We start from the raw sequence: 23,575 nt of genomic DNA on the forward strand, positions 1-23,575 counted from the left end.
CAGCGCGACCAGCCGATCCGGAACGTGTTTGGAAGGCGCGTGGTATGGGCTTGTACGTGCCTGGCGGGCCGCACCATGGTCGTTCGCTTTGACCCTGGGGCTGAATCTCGCGCTGTCTGCGCTCCCTGCCGCACAGATTCTGTTACTTCAGTGGGTCACTACTGCGCTCGACAGCGGTGAGAATGTCGCAGTTGCGCTGATCGCGCTCGGTGTCACTGTCGGCGTTGCACAGGTCGCTGGAGATCTCGGTGGTTTCGTCACAGAGCGCATCACCAGCGAGGTCTACCTCCAGGAACAGCGGACGATGCTGAAGGCGGTCTGTCGCCTCACTCCGGATCGCCTCGCTACGGAGGAGACGAACGCCGAGCTCCAAGCCTGTCGCGACTCACTGGACCAAGTGGCTGGGCATAGCTTTGCCGTCGTGACCGGGCTTCGCAGCATCCTGGCAGCGATTGGTGTGTGCGCGGCCGTGATGCATATCGACGCCATCGCCGGCATCCTGGTGGTGCTCGCAGTGGTACCACTGCTCATGGTTGCCTCCTGGGCCGCACGGGTGCTCGACGCTGGCTGGGCCTCCATCGGCGCCGAGAATCGGCATGTTGGCTACGGCTCCGAACAATCGGTTTCGCAGCGGACCGGTACCGAGCTGGCAACGCTCGGGAGCGGGGAGCGTCTGGTGGGCATGGTCACCGAGCATCAGCGTCGGCGCAACAAACTGAAGAACTCGATGATGGCGAGACTGCTTCGAGGAAATGTCCTGGGCGCGGCAACGACCTCGCTACTACTGTGTGGCGCCCTCGCCTTTCTCGTTCGCGCAGGGTCAGGCGCTGGCGGCGTCGCCGTTGGCGTGGTGGCCGTTCTCTCCGGCGTCCAGGCCACTGCCGCCGCCGGGGATGCGTTGGCTCGTCTGGTGCAGACCGCGCCGATGATCACCCGCTATCGCGAGTTCCTTGCTTCAGTTCCCGAAGCGACTCCGCAGGCCATCGTTCATTCGGTGGGGATCCTTGAGGTCGAGGACGTGACCGTCGTCTACGAAGGCGCGGAGTCCGCGGCAGTGAGCGGGGCCAGCCTAAAGGTAGCTCACGGACAGATGATCGCGTTTGTGGGTATGAACGGTGCGGGGAAGACAACCTTGGTCAACGCGATCTTGGGCGTAGTTCCGACGCGAACCGGCGGCGTCGCCGTGGATGGCGTCGACCTCGCGACGCTAGCGCCCCAAGCAAGGCTCTCGCTGTTCGGCCTCCTGTCTCAAGAGTTCGGCCGCTACGAGTTCACCGTCCGAGAGGCTGTCTTGCTGGGTACGCCGGACGCGAGCGTGTCCGACGATCGGGTGTGGCAGGCGCTCGAAGCCGCCCAGTTCGGCGCATTCGTGCGGGGCATGCCCGATGGCCTCGACACGCAGCTCGGCCAGCAGTGGGGAGGGGTCGGCCTCTCTGGAGGGCAGTGGCAGCGCCTGGCTCTGGCGAGGATCCATCTCAGGGCGCCTGCGATCTGGGTGCTTGACGAGCCCACGTCCGCGATCGACGCCGTGGCAGAGGAGGAGATCTTCGACGAGCTCTACCGGCAGCGCGCCGAACGCCTGACGATCGTCGTGTCCCACCGAGCATGGACCCTGCGAAAAATGGACGCCATCTACGTGTTTCGGGACGGTCACATCGTCGAGGTGGGAAGTTTCGACGACCTCGTGGCAGGCGACGGCGAGTTCGTGAGGATGTTCCGAGCGCAGTTGACCGGCGGATGGCAGCCTCAGGGGCTCAGCGCATCTCGCTGATCGGGAACCCGTCCATGTCGTCGAAGGCCTGATTCTCGCCGGCCATGGCCCAGACGAACGAGTAGGCGGCGGTGCCGACGCCCGAGTGGACCGACCAGCTCGGGGAGATGACTGCCTCGCGGTCGGCGACGACGAGGTGCCTTGTCTCGCTGGGTTCGCCCATCAGGTGCACGACGCGCGCGTCGGCGGGGACGTCGAAGTACAGGTAGCACTCGGTGCGGCGGTCGTGCGTGTGGGCAGGCATGGTGTTCCACATCGAGCCCTCATGTAGCTGCGTGACGCCCATCACGATCTGGCAGCTCTTGACGCCGTTCTCGTGGATGTACTGGTTCAGCGAGCGGCGATTCGACGTCACCTGGTCGCCCAGCTCTCGGACCGTGCCTTGGCCGGGGAGGACGAGCGCCGTCGGATACGCGGTATGGGCAGGGGCGGAGAACAGGTAGAACTGCGCGCCCTCGCCGTCGAACACGACGTCGCGGACGCCGCGGCCGAGGTAGAGGCAGGCGCCCTTCGGCAGCTCGTAGCTCTCGCCGTCAGCGGTGACCGTTCCGGTCTCGCCGATCGAGATGATGCCGACCTCGCGCCGCTCGAGGAAGTACTCGGCGCGGATCTCCGGGAACGTCGGCAGCGGCAGCGGGGCGCCGACGGGGGTGGCGCCGCCGAGCACGATCCGGTCGTGATGCGTGTACACCGCCCTCACCTCGCCGGGCGCGAAGAGGTCGGCCACCAGGAACCGGTCCCGCAGCTCGGAAGTGTCCATGCCCGGGACCTGGTAGGGGTTCACGGCGTAACGCTGTTCCATTGTTTCTCCTTGGTTGTTTTTGTCGGGTTATTGGTTTCGACACGCCGACTCGGCTGCGCCTCGTGCGGCGGCTCAACCAGCGGTTCGGCGGCAGTCGCCATGTGGTCGGCCTCCGGCTCAACCAGCGGGTGTCACCAGTACGGCGCCCAGTCGGGCTTCGTGGCGCGCGTGAGCGCCTCGAGGTAGAAGTAGTCGCCCCATAGGTTGCCCTCGTCGACGCCGTTGCCCTTCGGCAGGTCGTAGACACCGTGCAGCAGCAACGCGTCGGAGGTGCCGTCGCCCGGGGCGTAGCCGGCGATCAGCGACGCGAGGATCCGGTCTGCGGCCTCGCGATACCGGGTTGCGGCGGCGTCGTCGTCGAGCTGGGCGGCCAGCTCCGCGAGGCCGCAGACGGCGATGGCCGCCGCGGACGAGTCGCGCTCCGCGCCACTGCCCTCGCCGAAGACGAGGTCCCAGTGAGCGACGCCGTCGGCGGGCAGGTGTGCGAGGAAGTAGTCGGCGCAGCGCCGGGACGCCTCCAGCAGCGCGGGATCACCGACCGCGCGGTGGTTCAGCGCGAAGCCATAGATCCCCCAGGCTTGACCGCGGGCCCAGCAGGATCCGTCGGCAGCGCCCTGTTCTGTGCCGCCGCGCAGCGGCTCGCCCGTCTCCGCGTCCCAGTAGAACGTGTGGAAGGTGGAGTCGTCGTCGCGCAGGATGTGGCGGCGCAGCTGCTCGGAGTGCCTGCGGACGGCTTCGGCGAAGCGCTCCTCACCCGTCTGCTCATGGGCCCACGTCAGCAACGGCATGTTCATCAAGCTATCGATGATCGTGCGTCCGCGCTGCGCAGGATCGCTGAGATCGCCCCAGGCCTGGACGATCCCCGCAGGCTCCAGGAACCGGCGCATCAGCCGGTCGGCCGCCGCCAGCGCGGCGGCGCGGGCGGCCTCGTCGCCGGTGAGCCGCCAGGCGCTCACGCAGGCGAGCGTGTAGAGGAACCCGAGATCGTGGTGGTCGAGGTCCTCGTCAGCTCGGACGCGGCGATCGAAGTCGACGGCGTGCTCCCTCGCGGCCGTGAGGAAGGTGTCGTCCTCGCTGAGCTCCCAGGCGAGCCAGAGCATCCCGGGCCAGAAACCCGTCGTCCACCCGGAGTTGCCGCCCTCGGCGAGGCCGCCGCGGGGGCTGCGCGGCAGGTATCTGCCCTCGGCCGTCGTGTCGTCGGGATAGACGGCGCCGAAGGCGGCGATGTTGCGGCGCAGCGTCCGCAGCGCGGCGTCCACCGCGTCGGGGACAAGGAGATCAGCCGGTGCGTGGCCGGTGGTCGCGTTCGTCATGGGAGCAGTCGCTTTCATTCGGCGCCGACGGCGGAGGGCGCGCCGTCGACGATGGCAGGTTTCAGGGTGTAGCGGGCGTTGGCCCAGACCGCATACAGGAGCGGCGCGGCGGCGAGACCCAGCGCCAGGGCCGGCTTCACCACGAAGAACGCGGCGAGGCTGGAGACGACGACGAGCGACACCACGGTCAGGTACCAGCGACGGAGACCGAGCACCGCTGCGATGACGACGACCTCGCGGAGCCTCGTCGCGGGGGCCTCGGCGATCGCGGCCAGCGCGATCGGCACGAGCGCGACCACCAGCAGCGCGAGGACGGCCAACGGCGGCACGGCGAGGGCCGCATACTCCGTCGTCGCCAGGACCCGGATGTCCAGCACCGCGACGACGAGCACCGCGCCGCCGACGAGGCCCAGCGGCAGCGCGCGGCGGGCGGTCGCCCACCAGGCGCGCCAGAAACCGCGGAACACGTCGACGCTGCCGTCGTCGGAGTACCGGCGGAAGACGGTGAATGCCGCTGTCAACGCCGGCGCCCCCAGCGGGGAGACGACGGCAAGCAGCAGCCACGTGTCGGCCGGGTCGGTGGCCAGCAGCAGCACCACGATCGGCAGGCACGACAGCACGAGCAGCGCGTTGGTCATCAGCCCCAGGTAGGCGACGCCGAAGACCAGCGCGTAGTTGTCGTGGGTGAACCTCGCCACGATCAGCCCTTCATTCCCGTTGTCGCGATGCCCTCGACGAAGTAGCGCTGGCCGAGGAGGAAGATGATCGCGATGGGGATCACCGAGATGGTGAGGCCCGCGAACATGAGGGAGAAGTTGGCATCGAGCAGGTTGCTCACCATGTTCCGCAGGCCGATCTGGATGGTCCAGAGGCTGCGGTCGCGCAGGTAGATGAGCGGACCCATGTAGTCGTTCCAGGTGTTGACGAACGTCAGCAGCGCGAGCGTCGCGATAGCCGGGGTCGACAGCGGCAGGATGATCCTGCGCCAGATCCCGTACTCGGAGAGGCCGTCGAGCCGAGCGGACTCTGACAGCTCCTCGGGAATCGACTCGTAGAACTGCTTCATGAGGAACACGCCGAAGGCGCCGAACGCCTGCAGCAGGATGATCGACCACAAGGTGTTCGAGAGGTTCATCCGCGACATCATGATGAACTGCGGGATCATGTACGACTGCCACGGCACCGCGATGGTGCCGACATAGGCGAGGAACAGCACGTCGCGGCCGGGGAAGCGCATCTTGGCGAAGCCGTAGGCAGCGAACGAACCGGTGAACACCTGCAGGAAGGTGACGACGGTGGCCAGCAGCATGGTGTTGCGGATCCAGGTCACCATGTCGGTCTTCGCCCAGATGTCGGCGTAGTTGTTCCAGGTGAGCGGGTCCGGCCACCACTTGATCGGGATGCTGAAGACGTCGTTGGGCATCTTCAGCGAGCTGATCACCAGCCAGAAGAACGGCAGCAGCAGCCAGAACGAGAACCCGATCAGCGCGAGGTACAGCAGGACACGGCCGGCGCGGTAGAGCACGGGATTGCGACCAACGCCTCGCGCCGGGAGGCGGAGCGTGCGGGTGAGTGCGGCGGACATCAGGCCTCCCTCCTCTTGTTCACGAGGAACTGGACGACGGTGACGGTGATGCAGATCAGGAACAGCACGATCGCGGCGGCCGAGGCGTAGCCAAAGCTGTTGCGCTCGAAGCCTTCGCGGAAGATGAACTGAGAGATCACCAGCGTCGCCTGGCCGGGTCCGCCCTTCGTCAGGACGAGGATCAGGTCGAGGATCTTGAACGAACCGATCGTCATCATCACCGTGACGAAGAACGTTGTCGGGCGCAGCCCCGGCAGCGTGACGTTCCAGAACCGCTGGACGGCGTTTGCGCCGTCCATCTGCGCGGCCTCGTACAGCTCGCGCGGGATGGTCTGGAGGCCCGCGAGGAACAGGATCATGTAGTAGCCGGCGTCGCGCCACATGCTGATCAGCGCGACGGCGGGCAGCGCCCAGGTCGTCGACGTCAGCCAGCCAGGAGGGTTGTCCAGACCGATCAGGCGGAGCATCTGGTTGATCGGGCCGTACTCGGGGCTGAACAGGATGTTCCACACCATCGCGATGGCGACGATGGATGTGATGTAGGGGAAGAACGCCGCGGTGCGGAAGAACGCCACGCCCCGCAGCTTGGTGTTCAGCAGCATCGCGAGCCCGAGGGAGACGACCAGCGTCAGCGGGATGTACATCAGCGCATAGGCGAACGTGTTCGTCACCGCGATGCGGAAGCTGTTGTCCTTGAGCAGACGCTGGAAGTTGGCGAGACCCACCCAGTCGGCGACGCCGAAGGCGTTCCAGTTGGTGAAGGCGATGTAGAACAGCGTCAGGACCGGGATCAGCGTCAGGACGGCGAAACCGGTGAAGTTGGGCAGGATGAACGTCCAGGCGATCATCGTGTTGCGGCGCTTGAGCTTCGCGCCGGGGCGATGTCGTCGCGACGGCGGCGCGACCGCGGTCGACTGCACTGCGCTGGTCATCGGCTCTCCTCTCGTTTGTAGGCGGCTGGTCGTGGGCTAGGGAAGCACTGATCAATGCTTCCTCCGGAGGCGGGGCACCCTCGTCGAGGGCGCCCCGCCCGGAACTCACGCGATCAGCCGATCCCGACCTCGTTCTTGACCCGGTCGACCGCCGTGGCGATCTCGGCGTCGATGGAGGACGACTCGGACATCACCGCGGTGTGCAGGTCACCAAGGATGGTCTGGATCGCTGCGGTGTTGGCGCTGGCCGGGTTCTCCGGCTTGACCTCGTGGGTCGACCATGCGAACTTCGACAGGTCGTCCTGCGGGGCGCCGTCGGCGGAGAAGTAGACGTCGACGACGGCGTCGTTGATCAGCGCGGGCGTGATGCCGATGCCCGCGAGAGCCTTCGCGGCCTCCTCGCTGGCCGCGTAGGTCAGGAACTTCTTGGCCGCGTCGACCTTCTCGGGTGCGATGTTGGCGTTGATCCCGAGACCGGTCGGGTCGCCGAACGTCACCGGGGTCTTGTCCAGGCCCGTGGTGGAGGCGTCGAACTGCGGCGCCGGAGCAAACCCCCAGTCGAACTTCTCAGCCTCGCCGGACGCCTGCTGCGCGATCAGGGTGGCGACGTACCAGGTGCCCATGGGCATCATGGCGGCCTTCTGTGTGCCGAACTCGCCCTGGTAGGTGAGCTGGTTCGCTTGGCGCGTGTTGAAGTCGATCTGCGCGCCCTCGTCCTGCAGCTTCAGCGCGCGCTCGTAGTACGGCTTGAACTGGTCGAACTTTCCGGCGAGGATGTCGGCGCCCGGCGTCTGCCCGTTCGCGAAGCCCTGCACGACCGACTGCCAGCCGTGCTGGTAGGCGCCGTAGGCCTTGTCGTTGCCCGCCGCGCGGAGGTTGTCGGTCACCTTCTTTGCGGTGGCGGCATAGTCGTCCCAGGTCAGGTGCCGTTGGGCTCCTCGACACCCGCGGCCTTGAACAGGTCCTTGTTGTAGTAGATGACCCAGCTGTCCTGGCGGTAAGGGGTCGCGTACTGCACGCCGTCGACGTTGTAGGAGGCGGCACCGCCGATGCCGTCGGGAAGCGCGACGTCGGACACGTCCATCAGCTGCTGGCCCTGCACGAACACGGGCGTGAACTTGACCTCCTTCTGCGTGATGATGTCCGGGCCTGCCTTCGCGGCCAGGTCGGCGGTGAGCAGCGTGTTGTACTCGCCCGCGTCGTACTCCTTGAGTTCCACCTTCATGCCAGGGAACGCCTCGGCGAAGCCGTCGGCCAACACCTGGAACTCTGGCGTGGTCGCGAGGCTCCAGCCCGACATCGTGAGCGTGACGTCGCCGGCGGGCTTCTCGGTGCCGCCGGTGTTCTGCCCGCCCGCGGGCGGGGTGGCTCCGTTACCGCAGGCAGTGAGCAGTATGGTGGCGCCGACGGCGAGACCCACTGCTCCCTTGATCACACGGTTCATGGTCTGCATCTCCTTTTCCGGACCCCTAGATGAGGTCGCGATCCGCCTCCGGCGCGTCCGTCGCGCCTCGGGTCCCAATGAGGTGAGTGGTGGTGGCCTGGCCATCGGGCCAGGTCACCTCCGCGATGAGGACGTCGCCGTCCTCGGTGAGGGTCACCGTCGACTCGTCGTCTCCGACGGGGCGGCCGGACAGTTCGACGACTGCTCCGACCCATTCGCCGGCGCGGACGCCGAAGGTGAGGGTGGGGGTGACGGAGACCGCGCCCAGGGGGCTGGCCTCGTGGTGGGTGTAAGACGTGGTCTCCGCGCGGCCGACGACGGCGGTCAGTCGACTGGTCAGGCCGCGGGTGGAGAGGGGGTTCTCGCCCGCGATGGCGTCCCGGGCGTCGGCGGCCAGCGGCCAGCCACCGAACCTGAGCCTGAGGGTCTCGGGGTCGAGGCCCTCGGGCAGGTCGTCGAGGGAGGCCAGCCGCAGTTCCCAGGGACCACGGACGAGCGACCACACCGTGAGCGCGCCCGCGGGCTCCGTCTCCCCCTCAAGGCCCGAGCCGTGGTTGACCCGCTCGGGCCCAGGCGTGATCCAGTGCGCCGTCGACGTCGATCCCGCGACGCCGACCTCGCCCTCGACGCGGGCGCCGAGGAGCCTGAGCGCGGCGCGATGCGTGGCGCGCCCCACGACGTCGACCACCGCGACGGACTGCTCAAGCGGGCGAACCCAGGCGTCGTCGTCGAGGAGCGGACTGGTGGCTGTCGAGTAGCCGATGCGCGCGTAGAGCGGTGAATCGCCGACCAGAGTTCCCGGCATCGCATGGTCGGTGCCGTGGTTCACGACGCGGACGATCCCGTCCGCGGAAGTGCCGTGCGCGACCCAGCCGGGCGCGGCGATGGCAGCCAGGATGTCACCCTCGTCGATGGGGAGCGGCTCGGCGGGGGCCGTCCACACCGGGTGATCGGCGGGAAGCATGACGCCGATGAGGCCCTTCGCGGCCCAGTACGGCGAGCCAGGTCCCGAGTAGGACTGCGCGAGTTGGCGCCACTCGTGGTGCCAGCCCATGTCGAGCAGGCCGGCCACGTTGGGGGCACCGCGGTCGACGAAGTGCTCGACGATCCGGCCCGCGGCGACGCGCAGGGCGCCGAGCGACGTCGCTGGGACCTCGGAGAGCACGCCCGCCCAGAACGGGGCGGCGGCGGCGAAGCGGTAAATGAGGCTGCGGCCCTGGATGAGAGGGGAGCCGTCGGAGCCGATCAGCTGACGCGCGTCGAGGAGGAAACGGTCGAGGCGCGCGGTGTCGGCCGGCGCGCGGTCGCCCATCAGTTCCGCAGCTCCCGACATGCGCGGCCAGAGCGCCGGGTACAGATGCAGCGCCCAGCCGGTGTACTGATCGAAGGCCTGCGAATCGCCGTCCGCGATCCAGCCGTCCGGGCGGAGGAAGGACTCGTGGAGCGCGAGGTCGGCCGCGATGTCGTCGGCGGACCAGGGCCCGCCGACCGAGCGGAGGAACGTCTCGACGACGATCCGGAACCACAGCCAGTTGTTGCGGGGGAAGGTGTCGTCGCCGACGAGCTCGCCGAGGTAGCCGATCACCTGCTGCTTCGTGGTGTCCGAGAAGCGGTCCCAGATCCAGGGGCGGGTGAGGTCGAGCACGAGCGCGATCGACGCCGACTCCACCTTCGCTTGCGCATGCTCGCTCGGGCGCACCCACCGGTCCGGGGCGGCGGGGTCGACGCCCGCGGCGATGCCCGAGGCATAGAACTCGATCAGGTCATCCACGCCCTCGCCGCGCTCTCCCGCGATGCGGAAGCCGGCGATCATCAGGCTGCGCGCGAAGCCCTCGAGGCCGTCAACGTCGCGGCCGTACCCGCCTTCGGCCCCCGGCGGAGTGATCCGCGCGTTGTTGGCAGAGGCGTACGGGCGCAGCGCGGCCAGCAGATCGTCGGCTAACCGTGTCCACCAATCACGCCCGTAGGCGTCGTGTGCGAGCTCCATTGCATCCTCACTGTTGGAGTGCGATAGGACGACCATAAACGATCGTTTTACGACGCGCAACCTTTGTTACTGAACTGTAATGATCGTTATTGATCGTTTAGGATAGGATAGCGGCATGACAGCGCTCCCCCTCCCTCCCGCCGGCGACCGCTCGGTCTGGACTCTCGGGTCCGGCTCCGCCGACCAGCCGACGCTGCGCGACCGCGTCGACCGCGCAACGGCGGACCTGGATGCGCCGTGGCCGCTGCCGTTGGCCAGCACGGCAGCGCGGGTACACCGCGACGGCGACCGTGCCGCACACGAGGCGCTCGTCTTCGGCCGGCAGCGGCGGCTGGCCCACGCCACCGTCGCCGCGGCCGCCACCCTTGAGCACCGCTACGTCGACGCCGTCGCCGACGGCGTCCTGCAGCTGTGCGAGCAGAGCTCGTGGTGCTGGCCCGCGCACGACGACACCTTCGCCAAGCGCGCCCACGTGTTGCCGGACCCCGACGACCCGTACCTCGACCTCGGCGCCGGGGACGTCGTCGCGCAGCTCGCGTGGACCGACCACCTGCTGGGCGCTCAGCTCGACGAGGCCTACCCCGGTCTCCGCGCCCGCGTCCGGCGCGAGACCCGTCGCCGCGTGTTCGATCCGTTCGTCGGACGCCGCGACTGGCACTGGATCGGCGAAGGCAGCGACGTCCACAACTGGAACCCCTGGATTCACGGCAACGTGCTCGTCGGGGCGCTGCGTTTCCTCGACGGCGAGGGCGACGCCCCCTTCCGGGACCGGGTCGTGGACCTTGCCGGCTACGGGCTTGGCCTTTACCTCGCGGCGCTGCCGCCGGATGGCGCGGTCGACGAGGGTTACCACTACTGGTGGAACGGTGCCTGTCGCGCGCTGGAGGCCGCGGAGATCCTGCGCCACGCCACCGACGGCGCCCTCGACCCGCTCGCCACCTCACCCGCGCTCCGGGCGACCGTCGGCTTCCCGCACCGCATGCAGCTGGGCGACGGCTGGGTCCTGAACCTCGCCGACGGCCAGGCACGCGACAGCGCCGAGGTTGCCTGGGCCGCGCTGCACCGTGCGGCGCGGAGGGTCGGCGACGACGAGGCTGCCGCCTTCGCGGCCTCGCGCCGTCGGCCCGGCGAGCCTGTCGCCAACGAGTGGTCGGAGCTCGGGCGTCTCCTGCTCGCGGCAACCGATCCCGCCTGGGTCGGCGTCGAGCCCGCGCCTCCCCCGCTGCCGGCGGACGTGTGGCTGGAGTCGATCCAGGTACGCCTCGTCCGCCCGAGCGCGGGGAGCGCCGCGGGACTGACGCTCGCCGTCAAGGGCGGGCACAACGACGAACACCACAACCACAACGACGTCGGCGAGGTCGTCGTCGCCAGCGACGGCGTGCCCGTGCTCGTCGACGCGGGCCGCCCGACCTACACCGCCGAGACCTTCGGCCCGAACCGGTACCGTCTGTGGATGACGCAGAGCGCGTGGCACAACGTCCCGCTGGTCCGCGGCACCGCGCAGGCCGTTGGCAGGGAGCGCCGCGCGTCCACCGTAGAAGTGCTGCCGGACGGCCTGGCGCTCGATCTGCACGAGGCCTACGACGTTCGGGGCCTCCACAGCTGGCGGCGAACCGCGCGGCTGACCGACGGCGTCGTCACCGTCCGGGACGCGTGGCGCCTGGATCCCCGGGCCGGCGACCGGCCGGAACCGCGCACGGTCTCCTACTTCCTGGCAGCGGGCGCGGTGACTCTTTACGAGGGAGGGGCGACGGTCGCCCCCCTCGACGGCGCTCCTCCCGTCCGGATGGAATGGTCCGGGGAGATCAAGGCACATGTTTCGCTCCGGCCGCTGGACGACCCTATGCTCAGCAGCGTGTGGGGTTCCCAACTGGCTCGGATCGAGCTCGACGTGACAGGGCGCGAGGCGTGCGAGGTCGTCGTGCGGCAGGTCGGGCCGTGAGCGTCTCCCGGGGCGCCCTTCCCGCCGGGCGGCGCGCACACATCCTTTCCGCGCTGGAGCGCGACGGGCTGGTCCGCATCTCCGACCTCTCCGCCGACCTCGGCGTCAGCCCCGTCACGCTGCGCCGCGACCTCGCACAGTTCGAGGAGGAGGGCCTTCTCGAGCGCGTTCACGGCGGCGCCGTCCCGGTCGCGGGCCGGGCACTCGCCTCTGCACCGACCACGAGGCCCAAGACCCGAGACGGGGCGCCGTCTTTGGCGGTACTTGTGCCGTCCCTCGACTACTACTGGCCGGGCGTCATCCGCGGCATGGAGGCCGCGGCGGAGCGCCACGGCATGCGGCTGCTGCTGCGCGGGTCCTCCTACGAGCTGATCGACGAGCGACCCGTCCTGGAGCGCCTCGTCCACACCGAGCAGGTCGAAGGCCTCGTGTTCGCGCCGAGCGTCGACAGCCCGTACGCGGCCGACGTCGCCAAGTGGCTGAGCGCGCAGGACCTTCCCGTCGTACTCGTGGAACGCGACGTCGTGCGGCCCGACACGAAGCAGCCGATGGAGTCGGCCACCACCGATCACGCGCTCGGCGGCCTGCTGGCCGCGCACCACCTGGCGAGCCTCGGGCACCGCCGGGTGGGCTTGGTCGTTTCGCGTCTGTCGCCGACGTCGCGGAAGATCGCCGCGGGCTGGGAGCGGGCATGCGAGGAGCTCGGCCTGGACCGGACCGAGCACTTCGAGCGCTTCATCCCCGACCACCGCTCCGCCGAGTTCTCCGACGTCGTGACCGCGATCATCGACACCGTCATCGCCTCGGGCACCACCGCCCTGCTGGTCCACTCGGACCCCGAGGCGATAACCGTGGTCGAATATGCCCTTGCCAGAGGCCTTTCGGTGCCGGGCGACCTGTCGGTGATCGCCTATGACGACGAGGTCGCCCAGCTGTACAACCCGGCCCTGACGGCGGTCAGCCCGCCGCGCGCCGCCGTCGGCGAGGCCGCCGTCGAGTTGCTGATCCGACGCCTCGCCGACCCGGGCGCTCCGGCGCAGCGCGTCGTGGTGAGCCCCACCCTGAACGTCCGCGAGACCACAGCTGCGGTCGACATCCCTTCTTGAGGGACTGATTCGCCGACACACATCTCTGTATGTGCGAGGCCAGGCCCATATCCGGCCTGGCCTCGCGTATGGAGAGATCTGTGTCCGCTCAGGGCAGGCGGTGGCCCGCGGCGCGGAAGATCCGGTACCACTCCTCGCGGGTGAGCGGGATCTCCGAGCCGGCGGCGGAGTCAACGACGCGCTGCGGGTTCGTCGTGCCGAGCACCACCTGCATGTCCGCAGGGTGACGGGTGATCCAGGCCACCGCGATGCCGGTCGGCGTCACGTCGTAGGCCGCGGCCAGCTCGTCGATGACGTCGTTCAGCTCGGGGTAGTTCTCGCGGTCACCCAGGAAGATGCCGTTGAAGTACCCGGCCTGGAACGGTGACCACGCCTGGAGCGTGATCTTGTTCAGGCGGGAGTAGTCGAGCAGGCCATTGTCGAGGCTGGCCGCCTGCGTCTCGCCGGCCATGTTCATCGCCACCCCGTGGGCGATCAGCGGCGCGTGCGTAACGCTCAGCTGGACCTGGTTGATGCCCAGCGGCTGACGGACCGACTGCTTCAGCAGCTCGATCTGCCCCGGGGTGTGGTTCGACACGCCGAACGCGCGGACCTTGCCCGCCGCCTCCAGCTCGTCGAACGCCGCAGCCACCTCGTCGGGCTCGACGAGGGTGTCGGGGCGGTGCAGGAGGAGGACGTCGAGGTAGTCGGTGTTCAAGGCGGCCAGCGACTCGTCGACCGTCGCGAGGATGTGGTCCTTCGAGAAGTCGAAGAAGCCGGGACGGATGCCGGCCTTCGACTGGATCACGACCTGGTCGCGCTCCGAGGCGGGGACGGCGCCCGCGTCGCCGAAGCGCTGCTCGCAGGCGTGCCGCGGATCACCGTAGATGTCGGCGTGGTCGAAGGTGTTGATGCCGGCGTCGCGGGCGGTTCGGATGAGCGTGCGGAGCGCCTCGTCGCTGAGCCCCTGGATGCGCATGAGGCCGAGGACGACGTTGGACGCGGGCAGCGGGACGGATCGTTGAGAGAGGTACTTCATGGGTCGATCCTTTCAGATGGTGGGGGTGAAGCGGAGGAGCACGGCGCCGTGGGTGTCAAGGGAAAGACGCAGGGCCGCGCTGCCGGGCGCGACGCCGCGGGCGGCATCGCTCTGCACCGTCACAGGCTCCAGCGGGACGACGGCGCCCGTCCATAGCTCGCGGACCTCGCCTCCCGACGGCGGCAGCCCGAGCGCCTGCGCGTCGAGGGCGATGTCGACCGGCGCGTCGCCGAGGTGGAAGACAGCGGCGTAGCGGACGCCGTCGTCACCGTCGGCGCCCCAGAACACGAAGGCGCCCTCCCGCGCCAGTTCGCGATTGTTCGACGATGATCGAAGCACTTTCATTGCGTCGGTGTTGGCGAGCAGCGCGACGGTCGCCGGGTCGGCTGTTGGCAGGTCGCCGCCGATCATCAGCGGCGAGCGCGCGATCACCCACAGCGTCATCAGCGAGACGCGTTCTGCGCGGGTGAACCCGTCCTGGCGCGGCTCGCCACGCTCGGCGCGGATGCCGATCCTGCCCAGCGGCAGCATGTCACCGTCGGGCCAGCCTTTCTCGCTCGCATACGGCGCCCAGCGTGCGAACCGCGCGAAGTTATCGACGACGTCCTGCCAGCGATCCCACACGTCGTCGCAGATGCGCCACATGGTCGCGTTCTCGCGCAGGTGGTCAAGCCGCGCGAGCGACATGTCGCGGCCGGGCGACAGGCTGAGCTGGAAGTCGTGCGGGGACCGGCGCAGGGCACCCGAGAACGACTCGATATCCGGGCGCTGGTACGGCCAGAGAAGGTCGTCGGCCTTGACGAAGTCGACGCCCCACTCCGCGTAGAGCGCGGCGAGGGAGTCGTAGTAGGCCTGCGCACCCGGTCTCGTGTGGTCGAGACCGACGTAGTGCGGGTTCCACTCGCAGCGATTCACGGGGTCGGCGACGTCGGCAGCGCGCGCGTCGCTGCCCAGGATCGGGGTGTTGGCCGACACGGCGCGGCGCGGGATGCCGCGCATGATGTGGATGCCGAAACGGAGACCCAGCGCGTGGATCTCGGCGGCGAGCGGGGCGAAGCCCGCGCCGTCGGCCGCGCTGGGGAAGCGGATCGGGTCCGGCACGAGCCGACCGAACTCGTCGATCCGCAGCTCGGCTTCTTGGTTGTAGCCGTGTGAGCGGGCGCCGGGATCGGACCAGTCGGCGTCGATCACGATCGTGTCCCAGCCCAAGGGCGCAAGGTGCTCGGCCATGAATCGTGCGTTGGCAAGGACCTCATCCTCGGTGATGGTGGTGCCGTAGCAGTCCCAACTGTTCCAGCCCATGGGCGGGGTGAGTGCGGGCTTCAGGGTCATGGTGCGGTTTCCTCATCTTCCGTGATGCGGCGGCCAACGGGGAGCCGGTGCGCGACGTAGGTCTTGTGCTCGGGGCGCGATACGCGCGTATTCTTGTATCGATACATGATCATAGTAGGGTCAGGCTCAGCCGTGTCCACCATCACAGGAAACCGATGAAGTTCTTCCCCCTCGACCGCATCCGCCTGCTGCCCGGCCCGTTCGCGGACGCCATTCGCATCGACCTCGACTACGTCATGGGCCTGCACCCCGACCGCTTGCTGGCCCCGTTTCTCCGCGAGGCCGGCCTGCCCGCCAAGGCCGCGAGCTACGGCAACTGGGAGGACTCGGGCCTCGACGGTCACACCGCGGGCCACTACCTCTCCGCACTGGCCCTGCTCTGGGCCGCGACCGCGGAGTCGGCGCCGAAGGCTCGCCTCGACGCGATGGTCGCCGAGCTGGCCCGGGCGCAGGACGCGCTGGGCACCGGCTACGTCGGCGGCGTCCCCGGCGGGGCCGCGCTCTTCGCGTCGCTCGCCGGCGGTGTCGAGGCCGCGCGGAGGCTAGGCTCCAGCGCGCACTGGGTGCCGTGGTACAACCTGCACAAAACCTTCCAGGGCCTGATCGACGCGCACGTCATCGCCGGCAGCAACGCGGCGCTCGCCGTCATCGTCCGGCTCGCCGACTGGTGGCTGGAGATCGCCGCCGACCTCGACGACGAGACGTTCGAGGCCATGCTGGACACGGAGTTCGGCGGCATGAACGACGCGTTCGCACAGCTCGCGGCGCTCACCGGGTGCGAGGACTGCGCGGCGATGGCGCGCCGGTTCTCGCACCGCGCGATCCTCGACCCGCTCCTCGACCGCCGCGACGCCCTGACCGGGCTGCACGCCAACACGCAGATCCCGAAGGCCGTCGGCTACGCCACCACCGCGGCCGTCGCCGATGACGAGGCCCTCCGCGGCGCGGCCGACTTCTTCTGGCGCACGGTCGTCGAGCGCCGCACCGTCGCGTTCGGCGGCAACAGCGTCCGCGAGCACTTCCACGACGCGGGCGACTTCACGCCCGTGATCGAGGACCGCGAGGGCCCCGAGTCCTGCAACACGTACAACATGCTGAAGCTGACGCGGGCGCTCGCCGAGGCGGAGCTTCGCCCGGAGCACCTCGACTTCGCCGAGCGCGCCCTCTTCAACCATGTGCTGGCCTCGCAGCACCCCGAGCGCGGCGGGTTCGTCTACTTCACTAGCATGCGTCCGCGGCACTACCGCAACTACTCCGCGCGCGACCTCGGCTTCTGGTGCTGCGTCGGTACCGGCATGGAGGTGCAGGCCAAGCACGGCGAGTTCGTCTTCGGCATCGAGGACGATGCGCTGGCGGTCAACCTGTTCGTGCCCGCCGAGCTGAACGCGCCCGAGTTCGGCGGCAGAGTGCGGCTGGAGACGGGCTTTCCGTTCGACGACGTCGTGCGCCTCACACTGCTGCTGGACGCGCCCCACCGGTTCCCGCTGCGGCTGCGCGTTCCCGGCTGGGGCGCGCTGGTCGACGTCGTGATCAACGGGGAGTCGGTCGTCGGCGAGGGGACGCCTGGCGCGCTGCTCCTCGACCGCGAATGGACCCCCGGCGACGTCGTCTCTTTCCGGGTTCCCCTCACGCCGCGCGCGGAGCGCCTGCCCAACGGGTCCCCGTGGCAGGCCTACCTCGCGGGCCCGATCGTGCTCGCTGCCCGCGCTGGCACGGATCACCTCGCCGGCCTGATGGCCGACGACAGCAGGATGGGTCACATCGCCCAGGGCGCGCTGATGGGCTTCGGCGACCTTCCGATCGTCGCGGACGGGGCCACCGACATCGTGGAGACCGGCCGGCTGACCTACCGCGTCCCCGCGCTGGATCCGCCGGGCGCGACCATCGACCTTGAGCCGTTCGCGCACCTGCACGACGCGCGCTACACCGTCTACTGGCCCGTGGCCGACGGCGAGGTCGCCGCCCGGCGCGCCGGGTTGGTCACCCAGGACGAGGGCGTCTCGCTGGACGCCCGCACGATCGACAAGGTGGCGCTCGGCGAACAGCAGCCCGAGTCCGACCACGGCTTCCGCGGCACCGCCACCGAGGTCGGCCTCACCGGCGACCGCCGCTGGCGCTCCACCCGCGCGTCCATGGGCGTGCGGCTCCGCCGTGAAGAGAACCCCTGGTGCCGGCTGGCTGTGAGCTACGTCACCGCCGGCCCGGGCCGCGTCGTCGTCACCGTCGCGGGTCACGTCGTCGGCGAGGAGACATTCGACTCGGCGGGCGAGTGGCTCACCGGAGAGTACGACGTCACCGAGGCCCTGCACGCCCACACCGGGGACACGGTCGACGTCGAGTTCTCCGCCGCTGACGGCCTCCCAACCCCCGGCGTCGCCACCGTCCGCCTGCTCCGCTGAGAGGCAGCCCTAGTTCCAGTCCGGCAAATAGGCTAGTTTTGGCCCGGCAGATGGGCTAGTTTTTATCCGGCAGATAGACTAGTTTCAGTCCGGCAGATGGACTAGTATCAACGCATGCTAAGTGGAGCGCACCGCGCTGCGGGCTATCTTCCGCGGTATCTGGACGTCGAGCTTGACGCGTTGATCGGACCCGGCACCGCGATCAGCATCGAGGGCGCCCGAGGGATCGGGAAAACAGAGACAGCGGTCCGGCGCAGCGATGCCATTCTCCGGCTCGACGATCAGGCCACACTTCAGCTGGTCCAGGCCGACGCCAGGATGCAGCTGACATCCCACCGTCGGATGTGTATAGACGAATGGCAGATCCACCCTCCCCTGTGGGACGCGATTCGACGGCTGGTCGATGACCACACCGATCAGGAGTTCCTCCTCACCGGTAGCGCCGTAGTACCTCGCGGGACGGCAATACATACGGGGGCCGGGCGCATCATGTCGGTACGCATGCGCCCGATGGCACTCTCAGAACGGGCCATGACATCACCGACGGTATCGATCGCCGACCTCTTCGAAGGGTCCGCAGAGATCCAGGGCAGCACGGAGTTCACGCTCGCCGACTACGCCGAGCAAGTCTGCGCATCTGGTTTCCCCCGGATCAACCAGATGGACGGGCGGCGGCAGCGAGCCACCCTGCAGGGCTACGTCACCAACCTCCTCGAACGAGAACTGCCGGACAACAATCTCGTCGTGCGTTCCTCCGAGTCGCTGCTTCGTTGGTTGCGCGCCTACGCGGCGGCCTCATCGACCACCGCGTCCTACGATTCGATCGTCAATGCGGCTACGCCGGGAGAGCACGACAAACCCGCAAAGGCGACGACACAGCGCTATCGCGAAGCGCTTGAGTCCCTCTGGATCCTCGACCCTGTGACGGCGTGGGCGCCCACGGGGTCGCACTTCTCACGGCTCACCGCGGCACCAAAGCACCAACTCGTGGATCCGGCACTCGCCGCCCAGGTGCTCGACGTCACACCGAGCTCGCTGACATCGCCCGGCTCGGGGAATGCCGAGTTCTTCGGTCAGCTCTTCGAGTCGTTGTCGACACTCACGGTACGAGCAGCTGGTCAGGCGGCCGAAGCGACGACCCACCACTTCCGGACACGCGGCGGAGAGCAGGAGGTCGACCTGCTGCTGGAGCGCTACGACGGCCGCATCCTCGCCTTCGAGGTGAAGCTCGCGGCGGTCATCGGCGACCGAGACGTGCGCCACCTACACTTCCTCCAACACCGACTGGGAGATCGGCTTGTCGACAAGGTCGTCATCAGCACAGGTCAGCAGGCCTATCGACGCCAGGACGGCGTAGCGGTGGTTCCGCTGGCTCTGCTCGGATAGGTGAAACCAATGCGCGCAGTGATCGCCAGCGGCTCTGGACGCTATGCCGACCCCTGGCACCCGTTCCCCGAGACCAGCCCTCTCCTCGCCGAGACCCTGCGCGGGGCCGGCTTCGCCGTCGAGATCGACGAGGACGTCGATGGCGCGATGACCCGCCTCGCCGGCGTGGGCCTGCTCGTCGTCAACGCCGGGGACCTCCTCGGCCACGACGCCCGCTCGTACGACTCTGAGGGGCACCACTCCCTCATCGCCAACCTCGCGACCTGGGCCGCTCGCACGTAGTTGTGCAAAAGGAGGTCCCGGCATCGTATCTTGTAACGATACATGATTTGTCGCGCGGCGTTACCTCAACACCCCACCCGACTCCTGGATCTCACTGACGCTCGCCCTGCACTGAAGGAACTACCAAGAACTGCATCGAACTGGCACAGTCATGCCCGTTGGGCCGAGTTAGTGGTAATTCCTGCCAACGCCCTGGCAGACTCCATCTCGACCACCTCACCCCAAGGAACGAAGATGTCTCCCACGCACGAGTTGAACGTCGCCCTCATCGGCACCGGCTTCATGGGCCGGGCCCATAGCCAGGCGTGGCACACCGCGCCGCGCTTCTTCGACCTGCCGCTGCGCCCGCGCGCCGCGGTGATCGTCGGCACCGACCCCGCCCGCACCGCCGCAGCCGCGGAGACGCTCGGATGGGAGGCCGCCTCGACCGACTGGCGCGCCGTGGTGGCGGACCCCGACATCCACGTCGTCGACATCAGCTCCCCCGGCGACACGCACGCCGAGATCGCGCTCGCGGCGCTATCCGCCGGGAAGCACGTCCTGTGCGAGAAGCCGCTGGCCAACTCGCTCGAGGAGGCGGAGACGATGGCCGCCGCAGCGGGCGCGGCCCCCGGCCTCGTCGCCATGTGCGGCTTCAGCTACCGCCGCACACCCGCGCTCTCCCTCGCGAGGCGCATGATCGGCGACGGCCTCCTCGGCACGATCCGGCACGTGCGCGCACAGTACCTGCAGGACTGGCTGAGTGACGCCGACGCGCCGTGGACCTGGCGCATGTCGAAGGAGCGCGCGGGCTCCGGCGCCCTCGGCGACATCGGCGCGCACAGCATCGACACGGCGCAGTGGCTGATCTCCTCGCCGATCACCGCCGTCTCTGCCGTGACCCGACGCTTCGTCGACTCCCGCCCGGTGCTGCGCGAGCAGGTCGGGCTCGGCGGTCAGGCTGAACCCGACGCCGAGCGGCTCCCCGTCACCGTCGACGACGCCGTCGCCTTCACCGCGTCGTTCGAAGGCGGTGCCCTCGGCGTCTTCGAGGCGACCCGCATGGCGACAGGGCGTAAGAACGCCAACCGCATCGAGATCAACGGCGAGCTCGGCTCGATCGCGTTCGACTTCGAGCGCATGAACGAACTCGAGTACTACGACGCGCGAGACGACGCCGCCACGACCGGCTTCCGCCGCATCCAGGCGACAGGGCCCGACCACCCCTACGTGTCGGCCTGGTGGCCCGTCGGCCACGGGCTGGGCTACGAGCATGGCTTCACGCACGAGGTCGTCGACTTCGTGCGGGCCATCGCGGGCGACGAGCGCGGCGATGCATCGCCGTCGTTCGCGGACGCGCGGGACGTGCAGCGGGTCCTTGCCGCCATCGAAGCCAGCGCGGCAGACGACAGTCGTATGACGGCAGTGGAGATGCCATGACCACCCGCAGCGCGCTCGTCGTCCGAGGGGGCTGGGTGGGACACCACCCCGTCGAGGCGACCGAGCTGTTCATCCCCTTCCTGCAGAGCAACGGGTTCACGGTGCGCGTCGAGGAGTCGAACGAGGTCTACGCCGACGCCGACGCGATGGCCGCGACAGACCTCGTCGTGCAGTCGGTGACCATGTCCGAGATCTCCCCCGAGGCGCTCCACGGTCTCCGCGCCGCCGTCGAGAACGGCATCGGCCTCGCCGGCTGGCACGGCGGCATCGCCGACTCCTACCGCAACAACTCGGACTACCTGCAGCTGGTCGGCGGCCAGTTCGCGACGCATCCCGGCAGGCCGCCCGCGGAGCGCCGTGGCGATGAGACGGACAACTACCTGACGTACCGCGTGGAACTCACCGAACTCGGCCGCGGCCACGAGATCACCGCGGGTCTCAGCGACTTCGAGCTCACGACGGAGCAGTACTGGGTGCTGCACGACGACCTCATCGACGTGCTCGCGACAACGACGCACCCCGTGCAGCCCTATCACCCGTGGCACCGGCCCATCACCTCCCCAGCGGTCTGGACGCGCCTGTGGGGCGCCGGCCGCGTGTTCGTCGCGACTCCCGGGCACAGCGTCGACGTCCTCCGGGACGCATCCGTCCGCACCGTCATCGAGAGGGGAATGCTGTGGGCCGCCCGCACGGCATAGGCATCGTCGGCGCCGGGGTCATCTCCGGCGCGTACCTGGACACGCTCGTCGGGCGCGACGACGTGCGGGTGGTCGCCGTCGCCGACCTCGACCGGGCGCGCGCCGAGGCCGTCGCCGCCACGGTCCCTGGCGCCCGCGCCTTGGGGGTGGACGAGCTCTTGTCCGACGCCGACGTCGACACCGTGCTGAACCTCACCGTTCCGGCAGCGCACGCCGAGGTCGCGCTCGCAGCCATTGCGCGCGGCAAGGGTGTCTACGGCGAGAAGCCGCTGGCCGCGACCCTCGACGAGGCGAGGGCCATCGTGGCCGCTGCCCAGACCGCCGGCGTCGCCGTCGGCTGCGCGCCCGACACGGTCCTCGGCACGGGGACGCAGACCGCGCGCGCCGCGGTCGAAGATGGGCTCATCGGACGGCCGGTTTCCGCAATCGCCACGTGGGTGGCCCCGGGCCACGAGCTCTGGCACCCGAATCCGGACTTCTACTACCTGGACGGCGGCGGTCCGCTGCTCGACATGGGGCCGTACTACATCTCGGCCCTCCTCCAGATCCTCGGACCCGTCGCGGGCGTCGTCGGATCGGCGAGCCGCACCCGCGACGAGCGGGTCATCGGCAGCGGCCCGCGCGCCGGCGAGACCATCCCGGTCGAGACGGAGACCCACGTGACGGGCATCCTGACGCACGCCAACGGCGTCCTCTCGACGATCACCGTGAGCTTCGACGCCGTGCGCACGGACGCGAACAACATCGAGATCCACGGCGAGGTGGGGTCGCTCGTCGTCCCGGACCCGAACACGTTCGGCGGCGAGGTGCGGCTCATCCAGCTCGGCGACGACGACTGGCGCACGCTCCCGCCCGCCGCGGGCTATGCCGACGGCTCACGCGGGATCGGTTTGATCGACTACATGCGCACCGGCACCCACCGGGCGAGCGGCGACCTTGCCCTGCACGCGCTCGAGATCATGACCGGCGTCCTGACCTCGGCCCGGGGACACCGCTTCGTCGAGATCGGGTCTCGGACGACGATCCCGCCCCGCGTGCCGCTAACCTCAGGCTGGCGGGACCACCCGAAGGTCGGCGCCTGAGGACTCGCGCACGCGCAGCGTGACCTGCCCCACGACCTCCTGGTAGTCGTCGCGGGCACGCTCCCCCGAGATGCGGCCGACGAGCAGTCGGACCGCGGCGTCGGCCATCGCCTCATGGTCGGGCGCGATGGACGTCAGCGAAGGCGTGGTGAACTCCGCCTGCGGGACGTCGTCGAAGCCGACGATGCGCACGTCGCCGGGGACGCTCTTGCCCGCGTCGGCCAGCCCGCGGAGCACTCCGAAGGCGACCCAGTCGGTGGCGCAGAAGACCCCGTCGACGTCCGGCACGTCGCGGAGCAGGCCCCGCACCGCGTCGCGGCTCTCCTCAAGGCCGTAGCGAGTTCGGACCACCTGTTCCGGCTCGAATGGGAGGCCTGCCGACTCGATCGCCTCGACGAACCCCTTCGTCCGGATGGTCGCGACGTCGACGTCGCCCGGGGACCACGGCCGGCCACCGACCATGGCGAGCCGTCGACAGCCGCGCTCGATGAGGTGCCGGGCCGCGAGCGCTCCCCCTGCCTCGTTGGCCATGACCACGTGGTCGACCGGGGCGGAGTGGGCGCGCTCGCCGAGGACGACGATCGGGTAGTCGCCGCGCAGGAGCGCGGCGTCGTCCTGCGCCAGCTGGGCCGCGTGGAGCAGCAGGCCGTCGTAGCTGCGGAGCCGAGAGTGCTGGATGGCGTCCATCTCGCCCTCGCGGCGCGACCCCGTCTGCTCGATGACGATCTCGTAGTCGTGTTCTCGCGCGCGCTCGATCAGCAGGGTGGAGAGCAACCCGAAGTACGGGCGGTCGATCTCGGGAATCGCGAGCCCGATGACCCCGGTGCGGCCCTGGCGGAGGCTCCTCGCGGTGGTATTGACCCGGTATCCGAGCTCCGCGATGGATGCGACGACCTTCTCCCGCGTGGCCTTGCGCACGTGCGGGTGCTCGTTGACGACGTTGGAGACCGTCATCACGGACACGCCGGCGTGCCGGGCGACATCCTGCATCGTGACCATAGGTGTACGCCCTCCTTCGAGATCGGGCCCGCACGGAAACGCCAAGAACCCGGCCCAACTGGCACGATCGTGCCAGTT

At 69.2% G+C, this 23,575-nt stretch carries 20 protein-coding genes; 9 read left to right on the top strand and 11 right to left on the bottom strand.

Translation table 11 applies throughout. The features are described 5' to 3' along the window. Nucleotides 1-88: 88 nt before the first annotated feature. Entirely contained in the window at nucleotides 89-1,771 is a 1,683-nt protein-coding gene (locus IPJ61_RS02580; protein WP_297102701.1) for an ATP-binding cassette domain-containing protein, read from the top strand. On the opposite strand, the gene kduI is transcribed toward IPJ61_RS02580, so the two are convergent. The 8 genes from kduI to IPJ61_RS02620 all read right to left on the bottom strand — a co-directional run bounded on the left by kduI (nucleotide 1,755) and on the right by IPJ61_RS02620 (nucleotide 9,834). After that, complete coding sequence (gene kduI, locus IPJ61_RS02585) at nucleotides 1,755-2,573, bottom strand: 5-dehydro-4-deoxy-D-glucuronate isomerase (RefSeq protein WP_297102703.1); 819 nt, start codon at nucleotides 2,571-2,573, stop codon at nucleotides 1,755-1,757. The two genes, IPJ61_RS02580 and kduI, sit on opposite strands and share 17 nt — an antisense overlap. A 131-nt stretch (nucleotides 2,574-2,704) precedes the next feature. After that, nucleotides 2,705-3,886, bottom strand: a complete 1,182-nt coding sequence (locus IPJ61_RS02590; protein WP_297102705.1) for a glycoside hydrolase family 88 protein — start codon at nucleotides 3,884-3,886, stop codon at nucleotides 2,705-2,707. A 14-nt stretch (nucleotides 3,887-3,900) separates the two neighbouring features. Then, the gene (locus tag IPJ61_RS02595; protein ID WP_297102707.1) at nucleotides 3,901-4,584 is read right to left on the bottom strand and encodes a hypothetical protein; all 684 of its coding nucleotides are present in this window, start codon (nucleotides 4,582-4,584) and stop codon (nucleotides 3,901-3,903) included. A gap of 2 nt (nucleotides 4,585-4,586) precedes the next feature. Then, the gene (locus tag IPJ61_RS02600) at nucleotides 4,587-5,471 is read right to left on the bottom strand and encodes a carbohydrate ABC transporter permease (RefSeq protein ID WP_297102708.1); all 885 of its coding nucleotides are present in this window, start codon (nucleotides 5,469-5,471) and stop codon (nucleotides 4,587-4,589) included. Continuing rightward, nucleotides 5,471-6,403 (bottom strand): carbohydrate ABC transporter permease, encoded by a 933-nt coding sequence (locus tag IPJ61_RS02605; RefSeq protein WP_297102713.1) that lies wholly within the window; start codon nucleotides 6,401-6,403, stop codon nucleotides 5,471-5,473. Before IPJ61_RS02605 ends, IPJ61_RS02600 begins: the two co-directional genes overlap by 1 nt. Nucleotides 6,404-6,516: 113 nt before the next feature. Then, a complete protein-coding gene (locus IPJ61_RS02610; protein WP_459251245.1) occupies nucleotides 6,517-7,290 on the bottom strand; it encodes an extracellular solute-binding protein in 774 nt (257 codons plus the stop codon). 32 nt (nucleotides 7,291-7,322) lie between these two features. Beyond that, entirely contained in the window at nucleotides 7,323-7,847 is a 525-nt protein-coding gene (locus tag IPJ61_RS02615; protein ID WP_297102714.1) for an ABC transporter substrate-binding protein, read from the bottom strand. A gap of 25 nt (nucleotides 7,848-7,872) precedes the next feature. Continuing rightward, on the bottom strand, nucleotides 7,873-9,834 hold the full coding sequence (locus IPJ61_RS02620) for a DUF2264 domain-containing protein (RefSeq protein ID WP_297102715.1): 1,962 nt from the start codon (nucleotides 9,832-9,834) through the stop codon (nucleotides 7,873-7,875). A gap of 115 nt (nucleotides 9,835-9,949) precedes the next feature. On the opposite strand from IPJ61_RS02620, the gene IPJ61_RS02625 reads away from it, so the two are divergent. Beyond that, a complete protein-coding gene (locus IPJ61_RS02625) occupies nucleotides 9,950-11,776 on the top strand; it encodes a heparinase II/III domain-containing protein (protein ID WP_297102716.1) in 1,827 nt (608 codons plus the stop codon). Continuing rightward, on the top strand, nucleotides 11,773-12,882 hold the full coding sequence (locus IPJ61_RS02630) for a LacI family DNA-binding transcriptional regulator (RefSeq protein WP_297102717.1): 1,110 nt from the start codon (nucleotides 11,773-11,775) through the stop codon (nucleotides 12,880-12,882). Before IPJ61_RS02625 ends, IPJ61_RS02630 begins: the two co-directional genes overlap by 4 nt. Nucleotides 12,883-12,970: 88 nt before the next feature. On the opposite strand, the gene IPJ61_RS02635 is transcribed toward IPJ61_RS02630, so the two are convergent. Beyond that, the gene (locus tag IPJ61_RS02635; RefSeq protein ID WP_297102718.1) at nucleotides 12,971-13,900 is read right to left on the bottom strand and encodes an aldo/keto reductase; all 930 of its coding nucleotides are present in this window, start codon (nucleotides 13,898-13,900) and stop codon (nucleotides 12,971-12,973) included. 12 nt (nucleotides 13,901-13,912) lie between these two features. After that, nucleotides 13,913-15,232, bottom strand: a complete 1,320-nt coding sequence (locus IPJ61_RS02640; protein ID WP_297102719.1) for a glycoside hydrolase family 27 protein — start codon at nucleotides 15,230-15,232, stop codon at nucleotides 13,913-13,915. Between the two features lie 155 nt (nucleotides 15,233-15,387). Between IPJ61_RS02640 and IPJ61_RS02645 the strand changes: the two genes are divergently transcribed. The 6 genes from IPJ61_RS02645 (at nucleotide 15,388) to IPJ61_RS02670 (ending at nucleotide 22,498) form a co-directional block, all read left to right on the top strand. Then, entirely contained in the window at nucleotides 15,388-17,631 is a 2,244-nt protein-coding gene (locus IPJ61_RS02645) for a beta-L-arabinofuranosidase domain-containing protein (RefSeq protein WP_297102720.1), read from the top strand. Between the two features lie 114 nt (nucleotides 17,632-17,745). Continuing rightward, a complete protein-coding gene (locus IPJ61_RS02650) occupies nucleotides 17,746-19,017 on the top strand; it encodes an ATP-binding protein (RefSeq protein ID WP_297102722.1) in 1,272 nt (423 codons plus the stop codon). A gap of 9 nt (nucleotides 19,018-19,026) precedes the next feature. Next, complete coding sequence (locus tag IPJ61_RS02655) at nucleotides 19,027-19,299, top strand: hypothetical protein (RefSeq protein ID WP_297102724.1); 273 nt, start codon at nucleotides 19,027-19,029, stop codon at nucleotides 19,297-19,299. A 234-nt stretch (nucleotides 19,300-19,533) separates the two neighbouring features. Further along, on the top strand, nucleotides 19,534-20,718 hold the full coding sequence (locus tag IPJ61_RS02660) for a Gfo/Idh/MocA family protein (RefSeq protein WP_297102726.1): 1,185 nt from the start codon (nucleotides 19,534-19,536) through the stop codon (nucleotides 20,716-20,718). Further along, a complete protein-coding gene (locus tag IPJ61_RS02665) occupies nucleotides 20,715-21,416 on the top strand; it encodes a ThuA domain-containing protein (RefSeq protein ID WP_297102728.1) in 702 nt (233 codons plus the stop codon). Before IPJ61_RS02660 ends, IPJ61_RS02665 begins: the two co-directional genes overlap by 4 nt. Further along, nucleotides 21,395-22,498 (top strand): Gfo/Idh/MocA family protein, encoded by a 1,104-nt coding sequence (locus tag IPJ61_RS02670; RefSeq protein WP_297102729.1) that lies wholly within the window; start codon nucleotides 21,395-21,397, stop codon nucleotides 22,496-22,498. Before IPJ61_RS02665 ends, IPJ61_RS02670 begins: the two co-directional genes overlap by 22 nt. Here IPJ61_RS02670 and IPJ61_RS02675 read toward each other — a convergent pair. After that, complete coding sequence (locus IPJ61_RS02675; protein WP_297102731.1) at nucleotides 22,463-23,497, bottom strand: LacI family DNA-binding transcriptional regulator; 1,035 nt, start codon at nucleotides 23,495-23,497, stop codon at nucleotides 22,463-22,465. The genes IPJ61_RS02670 and IPJ61_RS02675 overlap by 36 nt on opposite strands. Nucleotides 23,498-23,575 lie beyond the last annotated feature (78 nt).

The sequence above is a fragment of the Tessaracoccus sp. genome (genome assembly GCF_016714275.1).
GTDB lineage: Bacteria > Actinomycetota > Actinomycetes > Propionibacteriales > Propionibacteriaceae > Arachnia.

Coding starts and splice junctions, on each gene's coding strand:
- kduI (WP_297102703.1), bottom strand. CDS start 2,573: ATGGAACAGCGTTACGCCGTGAACCCCTACCAGGTCCCGGGCATGGAC.
- IPJ61_RS02590 (WP_297102705.1), bottom strand. CDS start 3,886: ATGACGAACGCGACCACCGGCCACGCACCGGCTGATCTCCTTGTCCCC.
- IPJ61_RS02600 (WP_297102708.1), bottom strand. CDS start 5,471: ATGTCCGCCGCACTCACCCGCACGCTCCGCCTCCCGGCGCGAGGCGTT.
- IPJ61_RS02605 (WP_297102713.1), bottom strand. CDS start 6,403: ATGACCAGCGCAGTGCAGTCGACCGCGGTCGCGCCGCCGTCGCGACGA.
- IPJ61_RS02615 (WP_297102714.1), bottom strand. CDS start 7,847: ATGAACCGTGTGATCAAGGGAGCAGTGGGTCTCGCCGTCGGCGCCACC.
- IPJ61_RS02620 (WP_297102715.1), bottom strand. CDS start 9,834: ATGGAGCTCGCACACGACGCCTACGGGCGTGATTGGTGGACACGGTTA.
- IPJ61_RS02625 (WP_297102716.1), top strand. CDS start 9,950: ATGACAGCGCTCCCCCTCCCTCCCGCCGGCGACCGCTCGGTCTGGACT.
- IPJ61_RS02635 (WP_297102718.1), bottom strand. CDS start 13,900: ATGAAGTACCTCTCTCAACGATCCGTCCCGCTGCCCGCGTCCAACGTC.
- IPJ61_RS02640 (WP_297102719.1), bottom strand. CDS start 15,232: ATGACCCTGAAGCCCGCACTCACCCCGCCCATGGGCTGGAACAGTTGG.
- IPJ61_RS02645 (WP_297102720.1), top strand. CDS start 15,388: ATGAAGTTCTTCCCCCTCGACCGCATCCGCCTGCTGCCCGGCCCGTTC.
- IPJ61_RS02650 (WP_297102722.1), top strand. CDS start 17,746: ATGCTAAGTGGAGCGCACCGCGCTGCGGGCTATCTTCCGCGGTATCTG.
- IPJ61_RS02655 (WP_297102724.1), top strand. CDS start 19,027: ATGCGCGCAGTGATCGCCAGCGGCTCTGGACGCTATGCCGACCCCTGG.
- IPJ61_RS02660 (WP_297102726.1), top strand. CDS start 19,534: ATGTCTCCCACGCACGAGTTGAACGTCGCCCTCATCGGCACCGGCTTC.
- IPJ61_RS02665 (WP_297102728.1), top strand. CDS start 20,715: ATGACCACCCGCAGCGCGCTCGTCGTCCGAGGGGGCTGGGTGGGACAC.
- IPJ61_RS02675 (WP_297102731.1), bottom strand. CDS start 23,497: ATGGTCACGATGCAGGATGTCGCCCGGCACGCCGGCGTGTCCGTGATG.